Consider the following 17,645-nt stretch of genomic DNA (forward strand, 5'->3'; position numbering starts at 1 on the left):
TGAAAGCGAGGCGCTGCTAGACTATTTGTTTTTTGCGCAATTCCGGAGGGAAAACCGCCCCTCTACTTTCCTCGAATTGCCCTAGTTCGTCGGCTTGGGCAGCGCTGGTCCCTTAGGCGCCGCCGGCGCGCGGCTCACCGCCTGGCGCAGGTTCTCGGCCTCGATGCCGCGCTGGCGCGCGAGCTTGCGGTAGCGGCCCTGCTTCACCCAGGTCGCCAAGCTGCCGACGATCATGCCGATGGCCAAAGCCAGGAACAGGAAGATGAAAAGCGGCAAATTCAGCGTCAGCGCCGGATTGCCCGGATGGAACGGGTCGAGCGTGAAGGCGACCGGTCCGCGGTTGGCGACGGCGAGCGCAATCAGGATGACGGCCAGCGGCACGAGGACCACGACGAGCATGAAGCGATTAAACATCAGGTCTCCATGGAGAGGCGGCATAAAAGCGCATCGCGATCTTTCGAGTTCGCTCTGCGCTTAGGTTTTTGATTTTACACATGTCTTTGCCCCGAAACCGGTTCCCACTTTCGGGAGACATGCTTCAAGCGCCGGGACGTCGTTTCGATCCGCCGGCGGCGCCTATTTGCCGCCGTTCAGCCTTTCGCGCAACTCCTTGCCGGTCTTGAAGAACGGCACCCACTTCTCCTCGACCTCGACGGACTCGCCGGTGCGCGGATTGCGGCCGGTGCGGGCAGGGCGGTTTTTCACCGAAAAGGCGCCGAAACCGCGCAGCTCGACCCTGTTGCCTTCGGCAAGCGCGTCGGTGATCTCGTCAAAGATCGCGCCGACGATGTTTTCCACGTCGCGCAGGAAAAGATGAGGGTTGCGCGCAGCAATGATCTGCACAAGTTCGGATTTGATCATGAGAACGTTCCCCGTAACCACTGCGGTCAAATTATCAGGATGATTTTATTGCTTTTTTGGCTGGCTCCAACAGCATGTCAAGGGTGCCAGACCGAAACGAGACCGTCAAGAAACAAGCGGTCGGCGCCAAGTTCGTGAATGACGTCGCCGCCGGCGTCGGGCAGGCCGAGCGCATTGGCGATGGCCTTGGTCATGCTCCTCGAGAACAGGTAGCTGCGCCCCTCTGTGCTCTTCCATTCGACGACCTTGAGCTTGCTGTCGACGCCCTTGGTCGCCAGCCAGTCGATCGCCTCGGTCTCGCCGCCGACCGCGTCGACCAGGTGGTTGCCGAGCGCCTGGCGGCCGGTGAAGATCGAACCGTCGGCCAGCGCCTGCGCCTGCTCATGCGTCATTTTGCGCCGCTCGGCGACGATGCCGACGAACCAGTCATAGCTGTCGAGGATCAGCTTGCGCACCATGGCGCGCTCGTCGTCGTTGGTCGGCTTGAAGGGCGAGGGCGAAGCCTTGAGCGGCGAGGATTTCACCTCCTCGAGCTTGATGCCGAGCTTATCCATCAGGCCGCTGACGTCGGGATACTGGATCAGCACGCCGATCGAGCCGACGATCGAGGTCTTGCGGGCAACGATGTGGTCGGCCGCGCTGGCGATCATGTAGCCGGCGGACGCCGCCAGCGTGCCGACCTCGGCCACCACCGGCTTGTCGCCGGCAAGCTTGCGCACTTCCTCATAGATCGACTCGCCGCCGACCGTGGTGCCTCCGGGCGAATCGACCGACAGGATGACGCCCTTCACCGTCGCGGACTTGCGGATCGTCTCCAGCCTTTTGATCAGCTCCTCGTCCTCGGTGATGGTGCCCTCGATCTTGACCTTGGCGATATGGTCGACCGCTTGGCCGGTGAAATCCTCACCGTAGATCCATGCCGAAAAGGCGATCAGCGCCGCCGCCAGAACCACAAACGCAGCGACGCGCCAGAACGTCAGCTTGCGGCGCAAGCGGCGGCGGTCGATCAGGTCGTCGGCTCTCATTGCCATCGTCAGCCTCATGGGTCGGTGGGAAAGGACGCTTTTAAAGCAAGCCTCCGCGCGCGGCTACCGTTTCATGAGAACTCCGGCGCGGACGATCGGATGCTGGAGATGACCTCACGAAAAATTAACGCAGCCGGCCCCTATCTGCTATGAAGGGCTGGCAGTTCAGCCGAATTCGTCCTAGTCGTGCGGTAGTAGCCGTCACATTTTTGCAGTTTTCCTCCGCTTGTGCTTGCTTGCGGGGGCCGGCATACCACCTATAGGCGGTGTTTGGCGGGCAAGGGCTCATTAGAAAACAGTCATGTTGGCGCGATCTGACGAAACGAGCGATGCCGAAATGGTGTCGGCTGCTGCTGGCGAAAGCGGCACGCGGGGCGACGCGTTCGACCGTGCGCAGCGGCATTCGCGCCGCGTGCGCGTGCTGAAGTTCGCGGTGCCGCTGCTGGCGGCTGCAATTGCGATCGCCTTTCCGGTCTATTCCTATCTCGCCGCGCCGGTGTCGATCTCGGTGCAGGCCGAGGGCACAGCCTTTTCGGACGGCAAGCTGGTGATGGCCAATCCCAAGCTCAACGGCTTCACCAAGCAGAAACTGCCTTATTCGTTGACGGCGACCAGGGCGACGCAGGATGTCGGCAAGCAAGGCATCATCGACCTCGAAGGCATCAATGCCAAATTGCCCGTCGCCAGCGACAACGTCGTGTCGGTCAACGCCGCGCATGGCATCTACAACCGAGACGCCAACACGATGGACCTCACCAGCGACGTCTCGGTGACCACCAGCGACGGCATGGAAGCCAAGTTCAAATCGGTCTTCCTAGATATGGGCAAAGGCTCTATGAAGACGGAGAATCCGGTCGATGTCAGCCGCGCCGGGTCGCGCATCACTGCCGACTCGATGTCGGTGGAAGAGAACGGCAAGGTGGTGGTCTTCGAGAACCGGGTGCGCGTCAACATCGATGCAGCCAGTCTGAAGGCGGCAGAGGCAAAGAGCGGAGAGCAGAATGCGTCGCAGTAATTCGGCAAGGCTTGCAGCGGCGGCCTCTTTCCTGCTGTTGCTGGGGGCGGCGCCCGCGCTTGCCCAGTCCAGCGGCACCAGCCAGATGTCCGGCCTGAAATTGTCGGGCGACCAGCCGATCCAGATCGAAAGCGACAAGCTGGAGGTCCGGCAGGCCGACAGCGCGGCGATTTTCAGCGGCAACGTCACCGTCAACCAGGGGCCGACGCTTCTCAAGGCCGGCAAGATGACGGTCTTCTACGTCAAGGATGCCAACGCCCCCAAGGGCGCGGCGGCCGGCGCGTCGGCGATGACGGGTGCGGCCAATATCGACCACCTCGTGGTCGAGAACAAAGTTTATATCAAGTCGAACGACCAGATCGCCACCGGCGACAAGGGCACCTTCGACATGAAGACGCAGGTGCTCGTTCTTTCCGGCAATGAAGTGGTGCTCTCGCAGGGCGACAATGTGCTCAAGGGCTGCAAGCTCACCGTGCAGATGAAGAGCGGCCTTGCCAATGTCGACGGTTGCGGCAGCAGCGGCCGCGTCATCATGTCGATAACGCCCCAGAAGCAGGGAACGGCCCAGCAGGGAGCGTCGAGCAACTAATGACCGGCGTATCGTCGCTGCTGGCCCGCCTTCCAGGGCGGGCGGCCGCAAAACCGGCTGCCCCGGCAACGGCCGGTGTCGACAAGGCGAAGTTCAAGGGCACCCTGATCGCCAAGGGTCTGACCAAGAGCTACAAGGGCCGCAAGGTGGTGAGTGGCGTGACGCTCGGCGTGCGCGCCGGCGAGGCGGTCGGGCTGCTTGGGCCCAACGGCGCCGGCAAGACCACCTGTTTCTATATGGTCACCGGCCTCGTCCCGGTGGACGAAGGCACGATCGAGATCGACGGCTTCGACGTCACCTCGATGCCGATGTACCGGCGAGCCCGCCTCGGCATCGGCTACCTGCCGCAGGAAGCGTCGATCTTCCGCGGCTTGAGCGTCGAGCAGAACATCCGCGCGGTGCTGGAGGTGGTGGAAAAGAGCCGCAAGGAGCGCGAGCGCACCCTCGACGAGCTGCTCGAGGAATTCCACATCAGCCATCTGCGCAAGGCGCCGTCGCTGTCGCTGTCGGGCGGTGAAAGACGCCGTCTCGAGATCGCGCGGGCGCTGGCGACGCGGCCGGCCTATATGCTGCTCGACGAGCCCTTCGCCGGTATCGATCCGATCGCGGTCGCCGACATCCAGCAGCTCGTTCGCCATCTGACCGCACGCGGCATCGGCGTGCTGATCACCGATCACAATGTGCGCGAGACGCTCGGCCTGATCGACCGCGCCTATATCATCCATGCCGGCCAGGTGCTGACGCATGGCCGGGCCGACGAGATCGTCGCCAACGCCGATGTGCGGCGTCTTTATCTCGGCGAGGGGTTCACGCTCTGAGGCGTGTTGATATTCAGGTGATGCCGGCCTGCAAATGCCGAGTTCCTGCGCTTCCGGCCTTCGCCGGCCGAAGCATTCATGAGTCGCCGCGCAGTTAAGGCTACGGCCGGCGTAGGCCGGTTCTCGGAACTCGCCATTTTCGGCTCGGCCTGACCTGAATCTAAAACACGTCTTAGACGCGAAATTCGGGTTCTGCCGCAATTTCTCGCTGATTTTTTCCCTGTTTCTTGCCAGTTCTGCCCCGGATAACGCTCCGGTAAGCCGTCGCTGCTAGCGTTTGCCTTGACAAGCAAAAGCCGGGCCAGTTTCTATGCCCGACCGAAAAACGGCAGTTCGATGCGTAGACGAGGCGTTTGAATCCAACCATGGCGCTGGCGGCCAAACTGCAGCTCAGACAGTCCCAGTCGCTGGTGATGACGCCCCAGCTGATGCAGTCGATCCGGCTGCTGCAGCTCACCCATGTCGAGCTTGAACGCTTCATCGACGAGGAGATCGAGCGCAATCCGCTTTTGGAGCGGGCCGAGCCGCAGGACGATGCGGGCGGCGACCAGCCGCAGAAGGGCGAGGCCGCGCCTGAGCCGACGCCAGAGGGAGACTGGTTCGAGGCCGAAACGGAATGGAGCGCCGAGGCGATCTCGGAAAAGCTCGATTCTTCGCTGGAGAACCTGTTTCCCGACGATCCCGGAACGACCGAGAGGCTGGGGCCGGACCTCACGGCGCAGTGGAAGTCGGCGTCCGGAGGCAGCGCCGGCGGCGCGTCGTCGGAGGGTTTCGATGTCGGCGAGATGGCCGCGACCGTAGTGACGCTGCGCGAGCATGTCGGCGAGCAGATCGCGCTGGCCTTCCCGAACCCCGCCGAACGCCTGATTGCAGGCGAACTCGCCGATGGGCTCGACGAGGCCGGCTATCTGCGCGCCGACCTGGACGAGGTTGCCGCGCGGCTTGGTGCGGACAAGACGGCCGTGGCACGCGTGCTCACGGTCTGCCAGGCCTTCGAGCCGGCCGGCCTGTTTGCCCGCGATCTCGCCGAATGCCTGTCCTTGCAGCTTGCCGTGCGCGACCGGCTCGATCCGGCGATGAAGGGCCTGGTCGCCAACCTCGAGCTGCTGGCGCGGCGCGATTTCCAGACGCTGAAGCGCATCTGCGGCGTCGACGAGGAAGACCTTCTCGACATGCTGGCCGAGATTCGGGCCCTCGATCCGCGGCCCGGTATGGCATTTTCGGGCGGCGCGAGCGACGCGATCGTCGCCGATGTCGAGGTGCGGCCGGCCGCTGACGGCAGCTGGGCCGTTGAGCTCAACCCTGACACGCTGCCGCGCGTTTTGGTCGACAACGTCTATTTCGCCCGGGTTTCCAGCCACGCCAGGGACCAGGCGGAAAAGGACTTTCTCGCCGAATGCCTGCAGAACGCCAACTGGCTGACGCGCAGCCTCGACCAGCGGGCGAAAACCATCCTCAAGGTGGCCTCGGAAATCGTGCGCCAGCAGGACGCGTTCCTCGTCCATGGCGTGCGGCACCTGAAACCGCTCAACCTGCGCACGGTGGCCGACGCGATCGGCATGCATGAATCGACGGTCAGCCGCGTCACCGCCAACAAATACATGCTGACGCCGCGCGGCGTGTTCGAGCTGCGCTATTTCTTCACCGCTTCGATTGCCTCGGCGGAAGGCGGCGAGGCGCATTCCTCGGAAGCCGTGCGCGACCGCATCAAGCAGCTGATTGACGAGGAAAAGCCCGCCGACGTGCTTTCTGACGACGCCATCGTCGACATGCTGAGGGAACATGGCGTCGACATCGCCCGCCGCACCGTCGCCAAGTACCGGGAAGGCATGAACATCCCTTCATCGGTGCAGCGCCGCCGCGAGAAGCGGGCTTTGGCCAACGCCGGCCGCTAAGGTCGGTTGATGTTCAGCCGGCCTGCCCTCGTTGGTGTGGGCTTAAGGAGCGCGCGGATTTCCACAGTTTTCGAGCTTCATTGACAAGCTGCAATGAAGTGTCTAGAAGCCCGCCCGCATGAGCCGGGCCGTGATGCCCGCTCGCGAATGGGTCCGTCAAAGCGAAGGCCTCGGACGGCCAAGAAGGCGACTTGTGATCAACCGGAAAGTTCGGGTCTAAAATCGGCGCGCATGCCGCTGCAAAGCTTGTGCGCGCGCACCACGGGTATAAACTCGGGACAGTTTGAAGCCTGAGCAAGGAAGGTCAGTTTTCAGATGAATCTGCGCATTTCGGGAAAACATATGGACATCGGCGATGCGTTCCGTACGCGTATCAACGATCGTGTCAACGAAGCGATCGAAAAGTATTTCGATCGAGGTTTTTCAGGACATGTAACGGTCATCAAGGCGGGGTCACGCTTCTCGGCCGATTGCATGATCCGTCTCGATTCCGGCGCCTCGCTGCAGGCGACCGGCGACGCCCAGGATCCCACACTTGCCTTCGAGGCGGCCGCCGATCGCCTCGAAACGCGGCTGCGGCGCTACAAGCGCCGGCTGAAGTCGCGCAGTGCCGGCAACGGCAGCGGCGAAGAGCCTACCGACATCGCCTATACGGTGATGGCGCCGCTCGCCGACGATGAAGAAGACATTCCGGAGGACTTCGCTCCGGCCATCGTTGCCGAATCGACCATGACGCTTCGCACCATGTCGGTGGCATCGGCTGTCATCGAGCTCGATACCAAGGACAGCCCGGTCTTCGTTTTCCGCAACGCCGGAAACGACCATCTCAACATCGTCTACCGCCGGCCGGATGGGAACATCGGCTGGATCGATCCGTCGACGACCAAAGTCGCGCAGGGATAAGAAAGCCAGCCGTGCGAGGGGGACGACTGGCGCGGCAAGGCGAGCAAGGGATTTTTCAAGCATGGATCTCAGCGATCTCATCAGCGTCTCGGCTATCATGCCGGCGTTGAAGGCGAATTCCAAAAAGCAGCTTCTGCAATTGCTGTCGGAGAGGGCGGCGGCGATTTCAGGGATTCCGGAGCGGGAGGTGTTCGACACCATCCTGCAGCGCGAGCGGCTGGGCTCCACCGGCGTCGGCAACGGCATCGCCATTCCGCATGGCAAGCTCGCTGGCGTGAAGCGGATCGCGGGCGTGTTCGCCCGGCTGGAGACGCCGGTCGATTTCGAGGCGCTCGACGACCAGCCAGTCGACCTGGTGTTTCTGCTGCTTGCGCCCGAAGGCGCCGGCGCCGACCATCTCAAGGCCCTGTCGCGCATCGCGCGCGTGCTGCGCGATGCCGACACGGTGGCCAAGATCAGGGGGACGCGCGACGCGGTGGCGATCCATGCGCTCTTGTCGGATACGCAGGCCTCGCACGCGGCCTGAAGCTTCTCGCGCGAAACCTAGTTTTTTGGGATAAAACCTTTAGGGGCCGCAGGAAGCGGCCCTTTCCAATTCAGACGACGACCAGGGTCAGTGGATGGCGACCGTGGTCAGATCGTTCTCCAGCGCACCCGCCAGCGCCCGGTCACGGGCATCGGAAAGCAGGATCGGCTGGCCGTTGGCGGCAAACAGCGCCCACAGCTCCAGGCCGGGCGCGATCTCGTCGAGGCCGGGGAAGCGGCCGCGCAGATCGTCGCTCGATACTTTCCTCAGATAAGCGACCGAACCTTCGCCGAGATGGGCGAATTCGCCGCTGGTCATGGTCAGGGTTTCGTCAGTTCTGGTCATTTTCAAGCCTCCTTGGCGCGAGACGCCACTTCCGGCCGTCCCGCATTAGAGCCATCGGCAAAGATCAGTCTTTCACCGATATGTTTATTTTCCGTACCAGCCGTTCGGCCTCCGGACGGTCGAGATCGATCGACAAAAGGCCGTTCTTCAGCTCCGCGCCGACGACTCGCATGCCGTCGGCCAGCACGAAGCAGCGCTGGAACTGGCGCGCGGCGATGCCGCGGTGGAGGAACTCGCGCTCGGTGTCGTCGGTCTGACGGCCGCGCACGATCAGTTGGTTCTCCTCCGTGGTGACATCGAGGTCGCTTTCGGCGAAACCCGCCACGGCAAGCGTGATGCGCAGCCTCTCGGCGTTGCCGTCTGAGGCGCTCAGGCGCTCGATGTTGTAGGGAGGATAGCTGTCGCCCGACTTCGCCAGACGTTCGAGCGTCTTTTCCATGGCGTCGAAACCCAGCAGAAGCGGGCTGGAGAAGGGCGTCATTCGGCTCATGTTACACTGTCCTCTCAAGAGCGACATAAACTGGAAAAACCCGGATGGCATTTTTCCCGATGGTCTTGATATGGTCCGCCGCGCGATCAAGTTCAAGCCGTCAAAACCCCGCCCAAAAAGACTCCCCCAAAAGGAATTGAAATGCCCCAGTCACGAAAGATCATCATCGACACGGACCCCGGCCAGGACGATGCCGTCGCCATATTGCTGGCGCTCGGCAGCGCCGAACTGGAGGTCGTCGGCATCACCGCCGTTGCCGGCAACGTCCCGCTGAAACTCACCGAGAAGAATGCCCGCAAGATCTGCGAGCTTGCGGGCCGGCCCGACATCAAGGTCTATGCCGGCGCCATCCGCCCGCTGGCGCGCGAGCTCGTCACCGCCGAGGAAGTGCATGGCAAGACCGGCCTCAACGGGCCGCAACTGCCGGAACCGACGATGCCGTTGCAGGAAAAGTACGCGGTCGACTTCATCGTCGAGACTTTGATGAACGAGGAAAGCGGCACGATCACGCTCTGTCCGCTCGGGCCGCTGACCAACATCGCGCTGGCGCTGATCCGCGAGCCGCGGATTGCGCCGCGCATCAAAGAAATCGTGCTGATGGGCGGCGGCTTCTTCGAGGGCGGCAACGTCACGCCGGCAGCCGAGTTCAACATCTATGTCGACCCGCAGGCGGCCGACGTGGTGTTCAAATCCGGCATTCCGATCGTGATGATGCCGCTCGACGTCACCCACAAGGCGCTGACCACCGCCAGGCGCACCAAGGCCTTTCGCGAGCTCGGCACCAGGGTCGGCACCGCGACCGCCGAGATGCTGGAATTCTTCGAGCGCTTCGACGAGGAGAAATACGGCACCGACGGCGGGCCGCTGCACGATCCGTGCGTGATCGCCTATCTGATCAAGCCCGAGCTGTTCAAGGGCCGCCGCTGCAACGTCAGCGTCGAGACGACCTCCGAGCTCACCATGGGCATGACGGTGATCGACTGGTGGGGCGTCACCAAGCGCGAGAAGAACGCCATGGTGATGCGCGACATCGACCATGACGCCTTCTTCGCGCTGCTGGTCGAGAGGCTGGGGCGGCTGTAAGCGCTTCTTTTTGCCTTCTCCCCTTGTGGGAGAAGGTGGCCTCGCGAAGCGAGGTCGGATGAGGGGTGTTCCAGGGAACGCCAGCGTCTCACTCCGCTGGAACACCCCTCATCCGTCTCGGCGCTATCGCGCCGATCCACCTTCTCCCACAAGGGGAGAAGGAGAGGGCGCTACACCAGCCCGCGCTTCACCATCATTGCCTCAGGCGACGGCATCTTGCCGCGGAATTCCGTGTACAGCTCTTCCGGGTCTTTCGAGCCGCCGGCGGCGTAGATGTTTTTGCGCAGCCGCTCGGCCAGCGCCGGATTGAAGGGGTCGCCGGTTTCCTCAAAGGCGGAGAAGGCATCGGCGTCCAGCACTTCCGACCACATGTAGGAATAATAGCCGGCTGAATAACCGTCGCCGGCAAAGACGTGGCCGAAATGCGGGGTGCGGTGGCGCATCGCGATGGTGTCGGGCATATGCAGCTTTTCGAGCGTTTCAGCCTCGAACCGGAGCGGCTCGCCCGGTGCATCCGGCCTTGCATGGTAAGCCATGTCGATCAGCGCTGAGGCGGTGAACTCGACGGTGGCGAAGCCGGCGCCGAAGGTGCGGGCGGCGAGCATCTTGTCGAGCAGGTCCTTCGACATCGGCTTGCCGGTCTTGACGTGCAGCGCATGCTTTTCCAGCACCGCCGGCACTGTCAGCCAGTGCTCGTAGAGCTGCGAGGGCAGCTCGACGAAATCGCGGCTGACCGAGGTGCCGGAAACCGACGGCCAGGTGACGTCGGTCAGTATGCCGTGCAGCGCGTGGCCGAATTCGTGGAACAGCGTCTTTGCCTCATCGACCGACAGAAGCGCTGCCTCGCCGGCCGGCGGCTTGGCGAAGTTCATGATGTTGTAGATGACCGGCTTGGCGCCCGGCCCGAGCTTGTAGCCGGACTTCAGCGCGCTCATCCAGGCGCCGGAACGTTTTGACGGCCGCGCGAAATAGTCGGCCAGGAACAGGCCGCGCTCGCTGCCGTCGGCATTCTTGACCACGAACGCGCGGGCATCTGGATGCCAAACCGTGATGCCCTTCTTTTCCTCGAAGGTGATGCCGAACAGTTTTGTGGCGACGTCGAAGCAGGCCTCGATGACGCGCTCGAGCTGCAGGTAAGGCTTCAGCTCGGCCTCGTCGAAGGCAAACTTCTCGGCGCGCAGCTTCTCCTGGTAGAAGCGCCAGTCCCAGGCGGCGAATGTCTCGTTGCTGCCGGCCTCGGTCGCCAGCCGCTCCAGTTCCTTCCGGTCGCTAGCTGCCTTTTCCAGCGCCTTTTCCCAGACCGGATCGAGCAGGTCGTGCACCGCCTTCGGCGTCTTCGCCATGGTGTCGTCGAGCTTCAGCGCCGCGAAGGACTCATACCCAAGCAGCTTGGCCTTCTCGGCGCGCAGCTTCAGCATGTCGCGCACGACATCCGTGTTGTCGCTGGCGCCGCCGTTCTGGCCGCGCATGGTGAAGGCGCGGAAGGCGATCTCGCGCAGGTCGCGGCGCTCGGAGAAGGTCGAGAACGGCTCGTAGATCGAACGCGACAGCGTCACCGCGTAGCGGCCCTTCTGGCCGCGCATCTCGGCCGCCTCGGCCATGGCGCTCTTCAAAAAATCCGGCAGGCCGGCGAGGTCGGCCTCGTCGAGGAACAGCGCCCAGTCGCGCTCGTCGGCCAGAACGTTCTGGCCGAATTTGGTGCCGAGCGAGGAGAGCTCTTCATTGATGGCGGCGAGCCGCTTCTTGCCCTCGGCATCGAGCTTGGCGCCGGACCGCACAAACCCTTTCCAGGTCTTTTCCAGCACCCGCAGCGTTTCCGGGTCGAGGTTCAGGGCCTCGCGGCGCTGGTAGAGGTCGTCGATGCGGGCAAACAGTTTCTCGTTCATCGAGATCGCCGAGAAATGCCTGGACATTTTCGGCGAAATCTCGCGCTCCATCGCCTGGATATCCTCGTTGGTGTGGGCGCCGGCGCGGCACCAGAAGATCGCCGAGACATGATCGAGCGGCTCGCCGGCGAGTTCCAGCGCGGCCAGCGTGTTTTCGACGGTGGGCACTTCGCCGTTGCCGGCGATGGCGTCGATCTCGGCCTGGTGCGCCTGCAGCGCGGCATCGAAGACGGGGCCGAAATCATTGTCGCCGATGCGGGAGAAATCCGGCAGGCCGAGCGGGCCTTGCCAAAGGGTCAGCGGATGAGCGGCGAGATCGACGGTCTTCGAGGATGACATGAGCGGTTCCGGAGGGCTGATCTGGAGGCGGGCTGCGTCCGATGTAGGGCGGTGCCCGGCGCTACGCAACAGGGGGATAAAGCGGGATGACCTTTCTTCGAATCGTCATCCCGCTTTATCGATTTGTTTGAGCATGATCTTTTCCGAAAACCGCAACACACTTTTCGGGATCATGCTCTAGTAAGCGCTGCAGTCCTGCGCGATCGCGGTCTGGGTGCTGGCGATGATGCGGCCGCCGACGACGGTGAAGGTTTCGCGCATCAGCGTGTCGTTTTCGGGGAAGTCGTAGCAGGCGATCACCGTGGTCTCGCCGTTCTCGCTCTTCTCGATGCGGTGGCGGATCGTGGCGCCGGCGACCGCGCCCTGCCATTCGTCGATCGAATCGATGAATTCCTGCTTGTCCTGCACGATGCCGATGTCGTCGAGCTTCATGCGCACGTCGTCGGCCAGCAGGTCCGATAGCTGGGTGCGGTCGGCGACCAGGAGGGCCGAATACCAGCGGTCGATGATGGCGCTGTCATCGGCGCTGGCGCGGACGATCGCGGACAGCAGCAGCGCCGCCGCAAGGAAGAACCTCCACCGGATCCGGTTCATCAGTCCTCCATCAAAGCTCCGGCCGCTCGAAATCGCCCGTCTCCTTGTTCATCACCCAGAGCTCGCCGGTCGAGATGTCGAACCAGGCGCCATGCAGGGAGAGCCTGCCCTTGCCCTCGAGGATGGAGACACAAGGGAAGGTCCTCAGATTGGCGATCGAATAGCGGATCGAGATGCGTTCCAGCGCGGTCTGGCGCTCCGTCGCCGTCATCATCGTGCTGGCGGCGACCGTCTCGGCAGCAGGAGCGATCAGGCTCATCCATTTGCCGATGAAGTCGCCGGGGGAGAGCGGGGCCGAATTGGCGTCGAGCGCGGCGCGGATGCCGCCGCAGCGGCCGTGGCCCATCACCACGATGTTCTTGACCTTCAGGCTCTGCACGGCGAATTCGAGCGCTGCTGACGTCGAGTGGTATTCGCCGTCGGGCTCATAGGGCGGCACCAGATTGCCGACATTGCGCAGCACGAAGAGCTCGCCGGGGCCGGCATCGAAGATCGCTTCCGGGGCCGATCGGGAATCGCAGCAGGCGACGATCATCGTCTCGGGCGCCTGGCCCTCGCGCGCCAGCGAGCGATAGCGGCCGCTTTCGGCGGGATAGCGGCCGGTCATGAAGTTGCGGTAGCCGGCGAGGAGGTGCTCGGGGAGATGAGGCATGGGCGGCGTCTTGACCCTTTCCGGGTTGGATGCGGCTGCACGTTTTGTTGCGAAAAAGCCTCTAACGACAAAAGCCGGTCGCGGGCAATGCCGAATTGCGGATGGCTCCGTCGCATTCGCGATGCGACGGGCACCCGTTCGACTACGCCCAGATGGCAACCTGAATGCCGAAACGGTCGGTCAGCGGCGGATCGGGGGACGGCCTCGCTTCGCCGCTGGCGATCCTCCCGGCAATCAGCATCATGGCGGCCGCGTCGAGAAAGTCGTCGCTGGCTGCACCCTTCGGCGGCGCCTGGTCGAGAAAGCTCTTCTCGTAGCCACGCCGGCAAAGCAGCGCCTTGCGCTCTTCCATGCCGGCCGGATTGACGGCGCCCTTGATCTTCTTCGGCAGCGTCATCGAAATGCCGCCGTTCAACCGGCAGAAGGCGACTTCCGGATGCGATTCGAAGACGCGGCAGCGCAATTCGGGCCGCGCGATCAGAAGTGCGTCGATCTCGCGGATCTTGGCAAAGATGCCGAAAGCCTGGATGGAAACACCGCGCGGCGGATCGGAGGTCGTCATCGCCACCTCGCTTGCCCGCCGGTGCGCGGCATACCAGGCCCCGACCGTGGTGAAGTCGCTGGTGTCGGCGTAGAGCGCGCCGCGCGAGGGGATGGCAAAGACGCTCGATTGCCTGGCGCCGAGCAGCGGCCGCACAAGCGCTTCCGGCCCGCGGCCGCCGCGGCTGGAAAAATCCGGCAGGCCGATCGGCATGTCGACGGCGATCGTGGCATCGGGCAGGGCGTCGAGCAGCGCCTGGAAGCTCGGGAAGACCGAGACCGATGGTACGGCGCCGGCTTCGCGATGCACGGCGATCCAGCCGGCCCTGCAGCCGTCGACGCCTACCAGCGCGCCGCCTGGCGTCACGCCCGCTTGTCCCGCCCGGGATGGAGGAGATGGCGAAGCTGCACCATGGCCATCGGATGCGACAGGCTCTGCGCGTCGGTCTCGAGCTGCAGCTCGTCGCCGCCGCGTTTGGCGGTGCGCGCCAGGATCTCGTAGACGGCGGCTGTGGTCGACTGCAGCGCCTTTGCCGGCGGCTGGCCGGACAGGATGCGGGCGAGATAGACGGCCGCGGTCAGGTCGCCAAGCCCGTTCGGCGGCCTCTCGATCACCCGGTGCTCGGCAAGCAGCGCCTGGCTGCCGTCGAGCAGGAAATTGCCGGTGCCGCCCGCCAGCATCGACGGCGCCGAGGTCACCAGCATGGTGGAAGGACCGGCATGAAGGGCCGCTGCCGTCACCGCCTTGATGTCGGGCAGCGGCGCGCCGGCCATCCATTCCAGCTCGTAGCGGTTGGGTGTGGCGATGTCGGCGATCGGCATCAGCCTGTCACGCAGCGCCGCGGCCGTCGGCTCCGGCACGTAGAGGCCGCCGGAATCGCCCATCACCGGGTCGCAGACATAAAGGGCGTCCGGCGTCCTTGCCTTGACGGCGGCGACCAACGAGGCGACGGCCTCGGCCTGGCCGGCCTCGCCGAGATAGCCCGAGAGCACGGCCCGGACCTCGCCAAGCCACGGCGCGCGCTCGAGATCGGCCAACAGCGCCCTGAACTGGTCGAGCGGCGGCACGATGCGGGTGGCGCGGCTGTGGCCCGGGTGCCAGGGCAGGATGACGGTTGGCACCGCCCACACTGGAAAGCCCAAAGTCTCCAGCGCAAACACCGCGGCGCGGTTGCCGACCGAGCCGCGGGCGACATGGCTGGAGATGACGATGACCGCGCGCGGCGCGTCGGTTTTTTCAGCATTCATGGAGTTTGATTCCTAGCCACCCCGCGTGGCGACATACACCAGCCAGGCCAACAGCCCAATGGCGACGATGAGGCCGAGCGTTCGGCCAATGCGGGTGCCCCAATATTCGATCGGATCGGAGCGGTCGGCGTCAGCGGCGGTCACGCGGTCGCGTGTGTCCTTCGCGACGCGGGCGATAAAGGACGTGCCGCCCGGCGCCGTCTCGCGCGCCACGCGCTCGAGGATGCGGCGCGATTCGCTCTCGTCGTCCCGGCGCTCGGCCATGGCAAATGTCCTTTCCGAGCTTGAGCTTAGCCTGTTCGCCCGCGCATTCACAGTGGCTCGCGGCCGGATCGGGGCGCCGTCACGACCCGGTCATTTTCTTGCGGGCAGATTGTGCTATTGCTTCATATGCAACTTTGACCCGAGGGGACCAATCATGTTTGCCGAGCGCCTTTCCTTACCCTCCGCCTTCCGCAATTTGCCGGCCTTGCTGATGATGGCTTTCGTGCTGCCGCTGCTTGCCGGCTGCGGCTACAACACCATTCCGACGGCCGAGGAGAACGCCAGGGCGGCGTGGAGCGAGGTGCTCAATCAGTACCAGCGGCGCTCCGACCTGATCCCGAACCTGGTCGAGACGGTCAAGGGCTATGCCTCGCATGAGAAGGACACGCTGGACGCGGTCGTCGAAGCACGCGCCAAGGCGACGCAGATCACGGTCACGCCCGAAACGTTGAAGGATCCGGAAGCTTTGAAGAAATTCCAGGACAGCCAGGCGGGGCTGACCAGCGCGCTGTCGCGGCTGATCGCGGTGTCGGAGAACTATCCCGACCTCAAGGCCAACCAGAATTTTCTGGCGCTGCAGGCGCAGCTCGAAGGCACCGAGAACCGGATCGCCGTGGCGCGCCGCGACTACATCCAGGCTGTCAGGGATTACAATCTGACGCTCAGGACCTTCCCGTCGGTGTTGTGGGCGACGTTCTGGTTCCGCGGCAACGAGCCGTTCGCCAACTTCACCGTCGAGGAAGACAAGATGCAGGTGCCGAAGGTGGATTTCGGCACGAGCACGAAGCAGGGCGGGTGAGCGCCTTCGGGTGAATTTGATCGAGCTTTCAACGTTGCGTTCCTTCGCGCCCCCCTCTGTCCTGCCGGACATCTCCCCCACAAGGGGGGAGATTGGCAGCTTGACCGCCGGATCTCCCCTTCCGACGTTGGAGATTGGCGAAGGTGGATGCGACATCCAATCTCCCCCCAAGTGGGGGAGATGTCCGGCAGGACAGAGGGGGGCGCGAAGGAACGCCCACCTAACCTTCCTTGGCCTTCTTCTCTGCCTCCTTCTCCCCCTTGCCGCATTCGCCGCCGATCTCCCCGCCCTCACCGGCCGCGTGGTCGACAATGCCGGCATCATCGACGCCGGCACGCGCGTGGCACTGACGCAGAAGCTCGCCGATTTCGAGACGAAAGGTTCCGACCAGATCGTCGTTGCCACCATTCCCAGCCTCGGCGGCGAGGAGATCGAGCCTTACGCCAACCGCCTGTTCCGCTTCTGGAAGCTCGGCCAGGCCAAGGAGAACAACGGCGTGCTGCTCTTGGTCGCGCCGAACGACCGCAAGATGCGCATCGAGGTCGGCTATGGGCTGGAAGGCACGCTGACCGACCTGCACACCAAGCTGATCATCGAGAACGACATGGTGCCGGCCTTCCGCGCCGGAGATTTCTCCGGCGGCATCACGAAGGCCGTCGACGACATGATCATGGTGCTGGAGGGCAATCCGGAGGAGCTGGAAGCGCGCGGCAAGCGCAACGAGCAGGCGCCTTTCAACTCCGACAATCTGTTCTTCGCCGTCTTTATCTCCATCTGGGTGCTGATCTTCTTCGGCAGCATCGCGCTCACCGTGCTGCCGCCGATCTTCGGCCAGAAGATCGGCCCCGGCCGCTACCGCTGGCTCGGCATGACCTTCGAGCCTGGACGGCGGTCGTCCTCCGGCGGCGGCGGCTGGTCGTCGGGCGGCGGGGGCTGGTCCTCCGGCGGCGGCGGTGGCGGCGGATTTTCCGGCGGCGGCGGCTCGTCGGGCGGCGGCGGCTCCTCGGGAAGCTGGTGAGGGACCATGGCAACGCGACCGATCAGCCTTGAGGACCATGACCGCATCGCCGAGGCGATCCGCACTGCGGAAGCAAAGACCGACGGCGAGATCTATTGCGTCGTCGCCCATGCCAGCGACGGCTATTTCTTTCCGGCCGCATTCGCGGCGGCTCTCGCAACACTCGTCGTCAGCCTGGCGGTCGCCTACGGGCTCGAAGCCTGGTGGCTGACCATCCGGCTGCCGCATTTCGTGCTCGCCCAATTGCTGGCGCTGGGCTGCATGCTGGTACTTCTGTGGGCGCTGCCCGGCTGGCGAATCCACCTCGTGCCGCGAAGGCTGCGCTACCAGGCGGCGCACGCCAATGCGATGAAGCAGTTCCTGGCCCGCAACGTCCATCGCACGAGCGCGCGCACCGGCGTGCTGATCTTCGTCTCCATCGCCGAGCGCTACGCCGAAATTGTCGCCGACAGCGGCATCGACGCCAAGGTCGGCCAGCATGTCTGGGACGGCGTGGTGCGCGACCTTACCCGACACGCCGGCGACGACCGGCTCGCCGACGGTTTCGTCCGTGCGATCGAATCAGTCGGCGCGGTGCTCGCCGAGCACTTCCCGGTCACCGAAGGCGATCCCAACGAGCTGGACGATCATCTCGTCGAAATCTGAGAGCCGGCCTGCAAGCGCTACTCTGCCGGACGCCTGACGCGATTTTCTGCGCTTCCGATGCTCACAGACCCGAAAGTCCGTTGCGTTTCGGGCCTCGAAAATCACGTCAT

General features: G+C 64.1%; 21 protein-coding genes. 10 read left to right on the forward strand and 11 right to left on the reverse strand.

Going from position 1 to position 17,645, the window contains the following annotated elements:
* Positions 1 to 81: 81 nt before the first annotated feature.
* From AC4FWB_RS10080 to sppA, 3 genes are all read right to left on the reverse strand, one after another.
* Positions 82 to 414 (reverse strand): LapA family protein, encoded by a 333-nt coding sequence (locus tag AC4FWB_RS10080; RefSeq protein ID WP_491025846.1) that lies wholly within the window; start codon positions 412 to 414, stop codon positions 82 to 84.
* Positions 415 to 576: 162 nt separating this feature from the next.
* Complete coding sequence (locus tag AC4FWB_RS10085) at positions 577 to 861, reverse strand: integration host factor subunit beta (protein ID WP_027165368.1); 285 nt, start codon at positions 859 to 861, stop codon at positions 577 to 579.
* Between the two features lie 77 nt (positions 862 to 938).
* Positions 939 to 1,892: a signal peptide peptidase SppA gene (gene sppA, locus AC4FWB_RS10090; protein WP_491025847.1), complete on the reverse strand. Its 954-nt coding sequence runs from the start codon at positions 1,890 to 1,892 to the stop codon at positions 939 to 941.
* A gap of 295 nt (positions 1,893 to 2,187) precedes the next feature.
* Between sppA and lptC the strand changes: the two genes are divergently transcribed.
* The 6 genes from lptC to ptsN all read left to right on the forward strand — a co-directional run bounded on the left by lptC (position 2,188) and on the right by ptsN (position 7,632).
* Complete coding sequence (lptC, locus tag AC4FWB_RS10095) at positions 2,188 to 2,901, forward strand: LPS export ABC transporter periplasmic protein LptC (RefSeq protein WP_491025848.1); 714 nt, start codon at positions 2,188 to 2,190, stop codon at positions 2,899 to 2,901.
* Positions 2,888 to 3,490: an LptA/OstA family protein gene (locus AC4FWB_RS10100; RefSeq protein WP_126097884.1), complete on the forward strand. Its 603-nt coding sequence runs from the start codon at positions 2,888 to 2,890 to the stop codon at positions 3,488 to 3,490. The genes lptC and AC4FWB_RS10100 overlap by 14 nt, the downstream gene beginning before the upstream one ends.
* A complete protein-coding gene (gene lptB, locus AC4FWB_RS10105; protein WP_491025849.1) occupies positions 3,490 to 4,308 on the forward strand; it encodes an LPS export ABC transporter ATP-binding protein in 819 nt (272 codons plus the stop codon). Before AC4FWB_RS10100 ends, lptB begins: the two co-directional genes overlap by 1 nt.
* Before the next feature lie 365 nt (positions 4,309 to 4,673).
* Positions 4,674 to 6,203 carry an RNA polymerase factor sigma-54 gene (gene rpoN / locus AC4FWB_RS10110; RefSeq protein ID WP_491025850.1) on the forward strand — a complete coding sequence of 510 codons (1,530 nt, stop codon included), beginning with the start codon at positions 4,674 to 4,676 and terminating at the stop codon, positions 6,201 to 6,203.
* A 315-nt stretch (positions 6,204 to 6,518) separates the two neighbouring features.
* On the forward strand, positions 6,519 to 7,106 hold the full coding sequence (gene hpf, locus AC4FWB_RS10115) for a ribosome hibernation-promoting factor, HPF/YfiA family (protein WP_491025851.1): 588 nt from the start codon (positions 6,519 to 6,521) through the stop codon (positions 7,104 to 7,106).
* Between the two features lie 61 nt (positions 7,107 to 7,167).
* The gene (gene ptsN, locus AC4FWB_RS10120) at positions 7,168 to 7,632 is read left to right on the forward strand and encodes a PTS IIA-like nitrogen regulatory protein PtsN (RefSeq protein ID WP_027165361.1); all 465 of its coding nucleotides are present in this window, start codon (positions 7,168 to 7,170) and stop codon (positions 7,630 to 7,632) included.
* A gap of 87 nt (positions 7,633 to 7,719) precedes the next feature.
* Here the strand turns inward: ptsN and AC4FWB_RS10125 are convergent, their stop codons facing one another.
* Together AC4FWB_RS10125 and AC4FWB_RS10130 are read right to left on the reverse strand one after the other, a co-directional pair.
* Positions 7,720 to 7,977, reverse strand: coding sequence for a BQ00720 family protein (locus AC4FWB_RS10125; RefSeq protein ID WP_126097888.1), 258 nt, complete (start codon positions 7,975 to 7,977; stop codon positions 7,720 to 7,722).
* Positions 7,978 to 8,041: 64 nt separating this feature from the next.
* Complete coding sequence (locus AC4FWB_RS10130) at positions 8,042 to 8,467, reverse strand: Hsp20 family protein (RefSeq protein WP_059186542.1); 426 nt, start codon at positions 8,465 to 8,467, stop codon at positions 8,042 to 8,044.
* Positions 8,468 to 8,608: 141 nt separating this feature from the next.
* On the opposite strand from AC4FWB_RS10130, the gene AC4FWB_RS10135 reads away from it, so the two are divergent.
* Positions 8,609 to 9,550, forward strand: a complete 942-nt coding sequence (locus AC4FWB_RS10135) for a nucleoside hydrolase (RefSeq protein WP_491025852.1) — start codon at positions 8,609 to 8,611, stop codon at positions 9,548 to 9,550.
* 170 nt (positions 9,551 to 9,720) lie between these two features.
* Here the strand turns inward: AC4FWB_RS10135 and AC4FWB_RS10140 are convergent, their stop codons facing one another.
* The 6 genes from AC4FWB_RS10140 to AC4FWB_RS10165 form a co-directional block, all read right to left on the reverse strand.
* Positions 9,721 to 11,775, reverse strand: coding sequence for a M3 family metallopeptidase (locus tag AC4FWB_RS10140; RefSeq protein WP_491025853.1), 2,055 nt, complete (start codon positions 11,773 to 11,775; stop codon positions 9,721 to 9,723).
* 177 nt (positions 11,776 to 11,952) lie between these two features.
* The gene (locus AC4FWB_RS10145; RefSeq protein ID WP_491025854.1) at positions 11,953 to 12,369 is read right to left on the reverse strand and encodes a nuclear transport factor 2 family protein; all 417 of its coding nucleotides are present in this window, start codon (positions 12,367 to 12,369) and stop codon (positions 11,953 to 11,955) included.
* A gap of 10 nt (positions 12,370 to 12,379) precedes the next feature.
* Positions 12,380 to 13,021: a carbonic anhydrase gene (locus AC4FWB_RS10150; protein WP_491025855.1), complete on the reverse strand. Its 642-nt coding sequence runs from the start codon at positions 13,019 to 13,021 to the stop codon at positions 12,380 to 12,382.
* Between the two features lie 142 nt (positions 13,022 to 13,163).
* Positions 13,164 to 13,928 carry a DUF429 domain-containing protein gene (locus tag AC4FWB_RS10155; RefSeq protein ID WP_491025856.1) on the reverse strand — a complete coding sequence of 255 codons (765 nt, stop codon included), beginning with the start codon at positions 13,926 to 13,928 and terminating at the stop codon, positions 13,164 to 13,166.
* Positions 13,925 to 14,809 carry a pyridoxal kinase PdxY gene (pdxY, locus tag AC4FWB_RS10160; RefSeq protein ID WP_491025857.1) on the reverse strand — a complete coding sequence of 295 codons (885 nt, stop codon included), beginning with the start codon at positions 14,807 to 14,809 and terminating at the stop codon, positions 13,925 to 13,927. Before pdxY ends, AC4FWB_RS10155 begins: the two co-directional genes overlap by 4 nt.
* Before the next feature lie 12 nt (positions 14,810 to 14,821).
* Entirely contained in the window at positions 14,822 to 15,073 is a 252-nt protein-coding gene (locus tag AC4FWB_RS10165) for a hypothetical protein (protein ID WP_320222453.1), read from the reverse strand.
* Positions 15,074 to 15,227: 154 nt separating this feature from the next.
* Between AC4FWB_RS10165 and AC4FWB_RS10170 the strand changes: the two genes are divergently transcribed.
* The 3 genes from AC4FWB_RS10170 (at position 15,228) to AC4FWB_RS10180 (ending at position 17,535) form a co-directional block, all read left to right on the forward strand.
* On the forward strand, positions 15,228 to 15,872 hold the full coding sequence (locus AC4FWB_RS10170; RefSeq protein ID WP_491025858.1) for a LemA family protein: 645 nt from the start codon (positions 15,228 to 15,230) through the stop codon (positions 15,870 to 15,872).
* A 154-nt stretch (positions 15,873 to 16,026) separates the two neighbouring features.
* Positions 16,027 to 16,890: a TPM domain-containing protein gene (locus tag AC4FWB_RS10175; protein ID WP_491025900.1), complete on the forward strand. Its 864-nt coding sequence runs from the start codon at positions 16,027 to 16,029 to the stop codon at positions 16,888 to 16,890.
* A 6-nt stretch (positions 16,891 to 16,896) separates the two neighbouring features.
* A complete protein-coding gene (locus AC4FWB_RS10180; RefSeq protein ID WP_491025859.1) occupies positions 16,897 to 17,535 on the forward strand; it encodes a TPM domain-containing protein in 639 nt (212 codons plus the stop codon).
* Positions 17,536 to 17,645 lie beyond the last annotated feature (110 nt).

The sequence above is a fragment of the Mesorhizobium sp. LEGMi-168a genome, assembly GCF_058312955.1.

Coding starts and splice junctions, on each gene's coding strand:
- lptB (WP_491025849.1), top strand. CDS start 3,490: ATGACCGGCGTATCGTCGCTGCTGGCCCGCCTTCCAGGGCGGGCGGCC.
- AC4FWB_RS10180 (WP_491025859.1), top strand. CDS start 16,897: ATGGCAACGCGACCGATCAGCCTTGAGGACCATGACCGCATCGCCGAG.
- AC4FWB_RS10130 (WP_059186542.1), bottom strand. CDS start 8,467: ATGAGCCGAATGACGCCCTTCTCCAGCCCGCTTCTGCTGGGTTTCGAC.
- rpoN (WP_491025850.1), top strand. CDS start 4,674: ATGGCGCTGGCGGCCAAACTGCAGCTCAGACAGTCCCAGTCGCTGGTG.
- hpf (WP_491025851.1), top strand. CDS start 6,519: ATGAATCTGCGCATTTCGGGAAAACATATGGACATCGGCGATGCGTTC.
- ptsN (WP_027165361.1), top strand. CDS start 7,168: ATGGATCTCAGCGATCTCATCAGCGTCTCGGCTATCATGCCGGCGTTG.
- AC4FWB_RS10150 (WP_491025855.1), bottom strand. CDS start 13,021: ATGCCTCATCTCCCCGAGCACCTCCTCGCCGGCTACCGCAACTTCATG.
- AC4FWB_RS10100 (WP_126097884.1), top strand. CDS start 2,888: ATGCGTCGCAGTAATTCGGCAAGGCTTGCAGCGGCGGCCTCTTTCCTG.
- AC4FWB_RS10080 (WP_491025846.1), bottom strand. CDS start 414: ATGTTTAATCGCTTCATGCTCGTCGTGGTCCTCGTGCCGCTGGCCGTC.
- AC4FWB_RS10165 (WP_320222453.1), bottom strand. CDS start 15,073: ATGGCCGAGCGCCGGGACGACGAGAGCGAATCGCGCCGCATCCTCGAG.
- pdxY (WP_491025857.1), bottom strand. CDS start 14,809: ATGAATGCTGAAAAAACCGACGCGCCGCGCGCGGTCATCGTCATCTCC.
- AC4FWB_RS10140 (WP_491025853.1), bottom strand. CDS start 11,775: ATGTCATCCTCGAAGACCGTCGATCTCGCCGCTCATCCGCTGACCCTT.
- lptC (WP_491025848.1), top strand. CDS start 2,188: ATGTTGGCGCGATCTGACGAAACGAGCGATGCCGAAATGGTGTCGGCT.
- AC4FWB_RS10085 (WP_027165368.1), bottom strand. CDS start 861: ATGATCAAATCCGAACTTGTGCAGATCATTGCTGCGCGCAACCCTCAT.
- sppA (WP_491025847.1), bottom strand. CDS start 1,892: ATGGCAATGAGAGCCGACGACCTGATCGACCGCCGCCGCTTGCGCCGC.
- AC4FWB_RS10170 (WP_491025858.1), top strand. CDS start 15,228: ATGTTTGCCGAGCGCCTTTCCTTACCCTCCGCCTTCCGCAATTTGCCG.
- AC4FWB_RS10135 (WP_491025852.1), top strand. CDS start 8,609: ATGCCCCAGTCACGAAAGATCATCATCGACACGGACCCCGGCCAGGAC.
- AC4FWB_RS10125 (WP_126097888.1), bottom strand. CDS start 7,977: ATGACCAGAACTGACGAAACCCTGACCATGACCAGCGGCGAATTCGCC.
- AC4FWB_RS10145 (WP_491025854.1), bottom strand. CDS start 12,369: ATGAACCGGATCCGGTGGAGGTTCTTCCTTGCGGCGGCGCTGCTGCTG.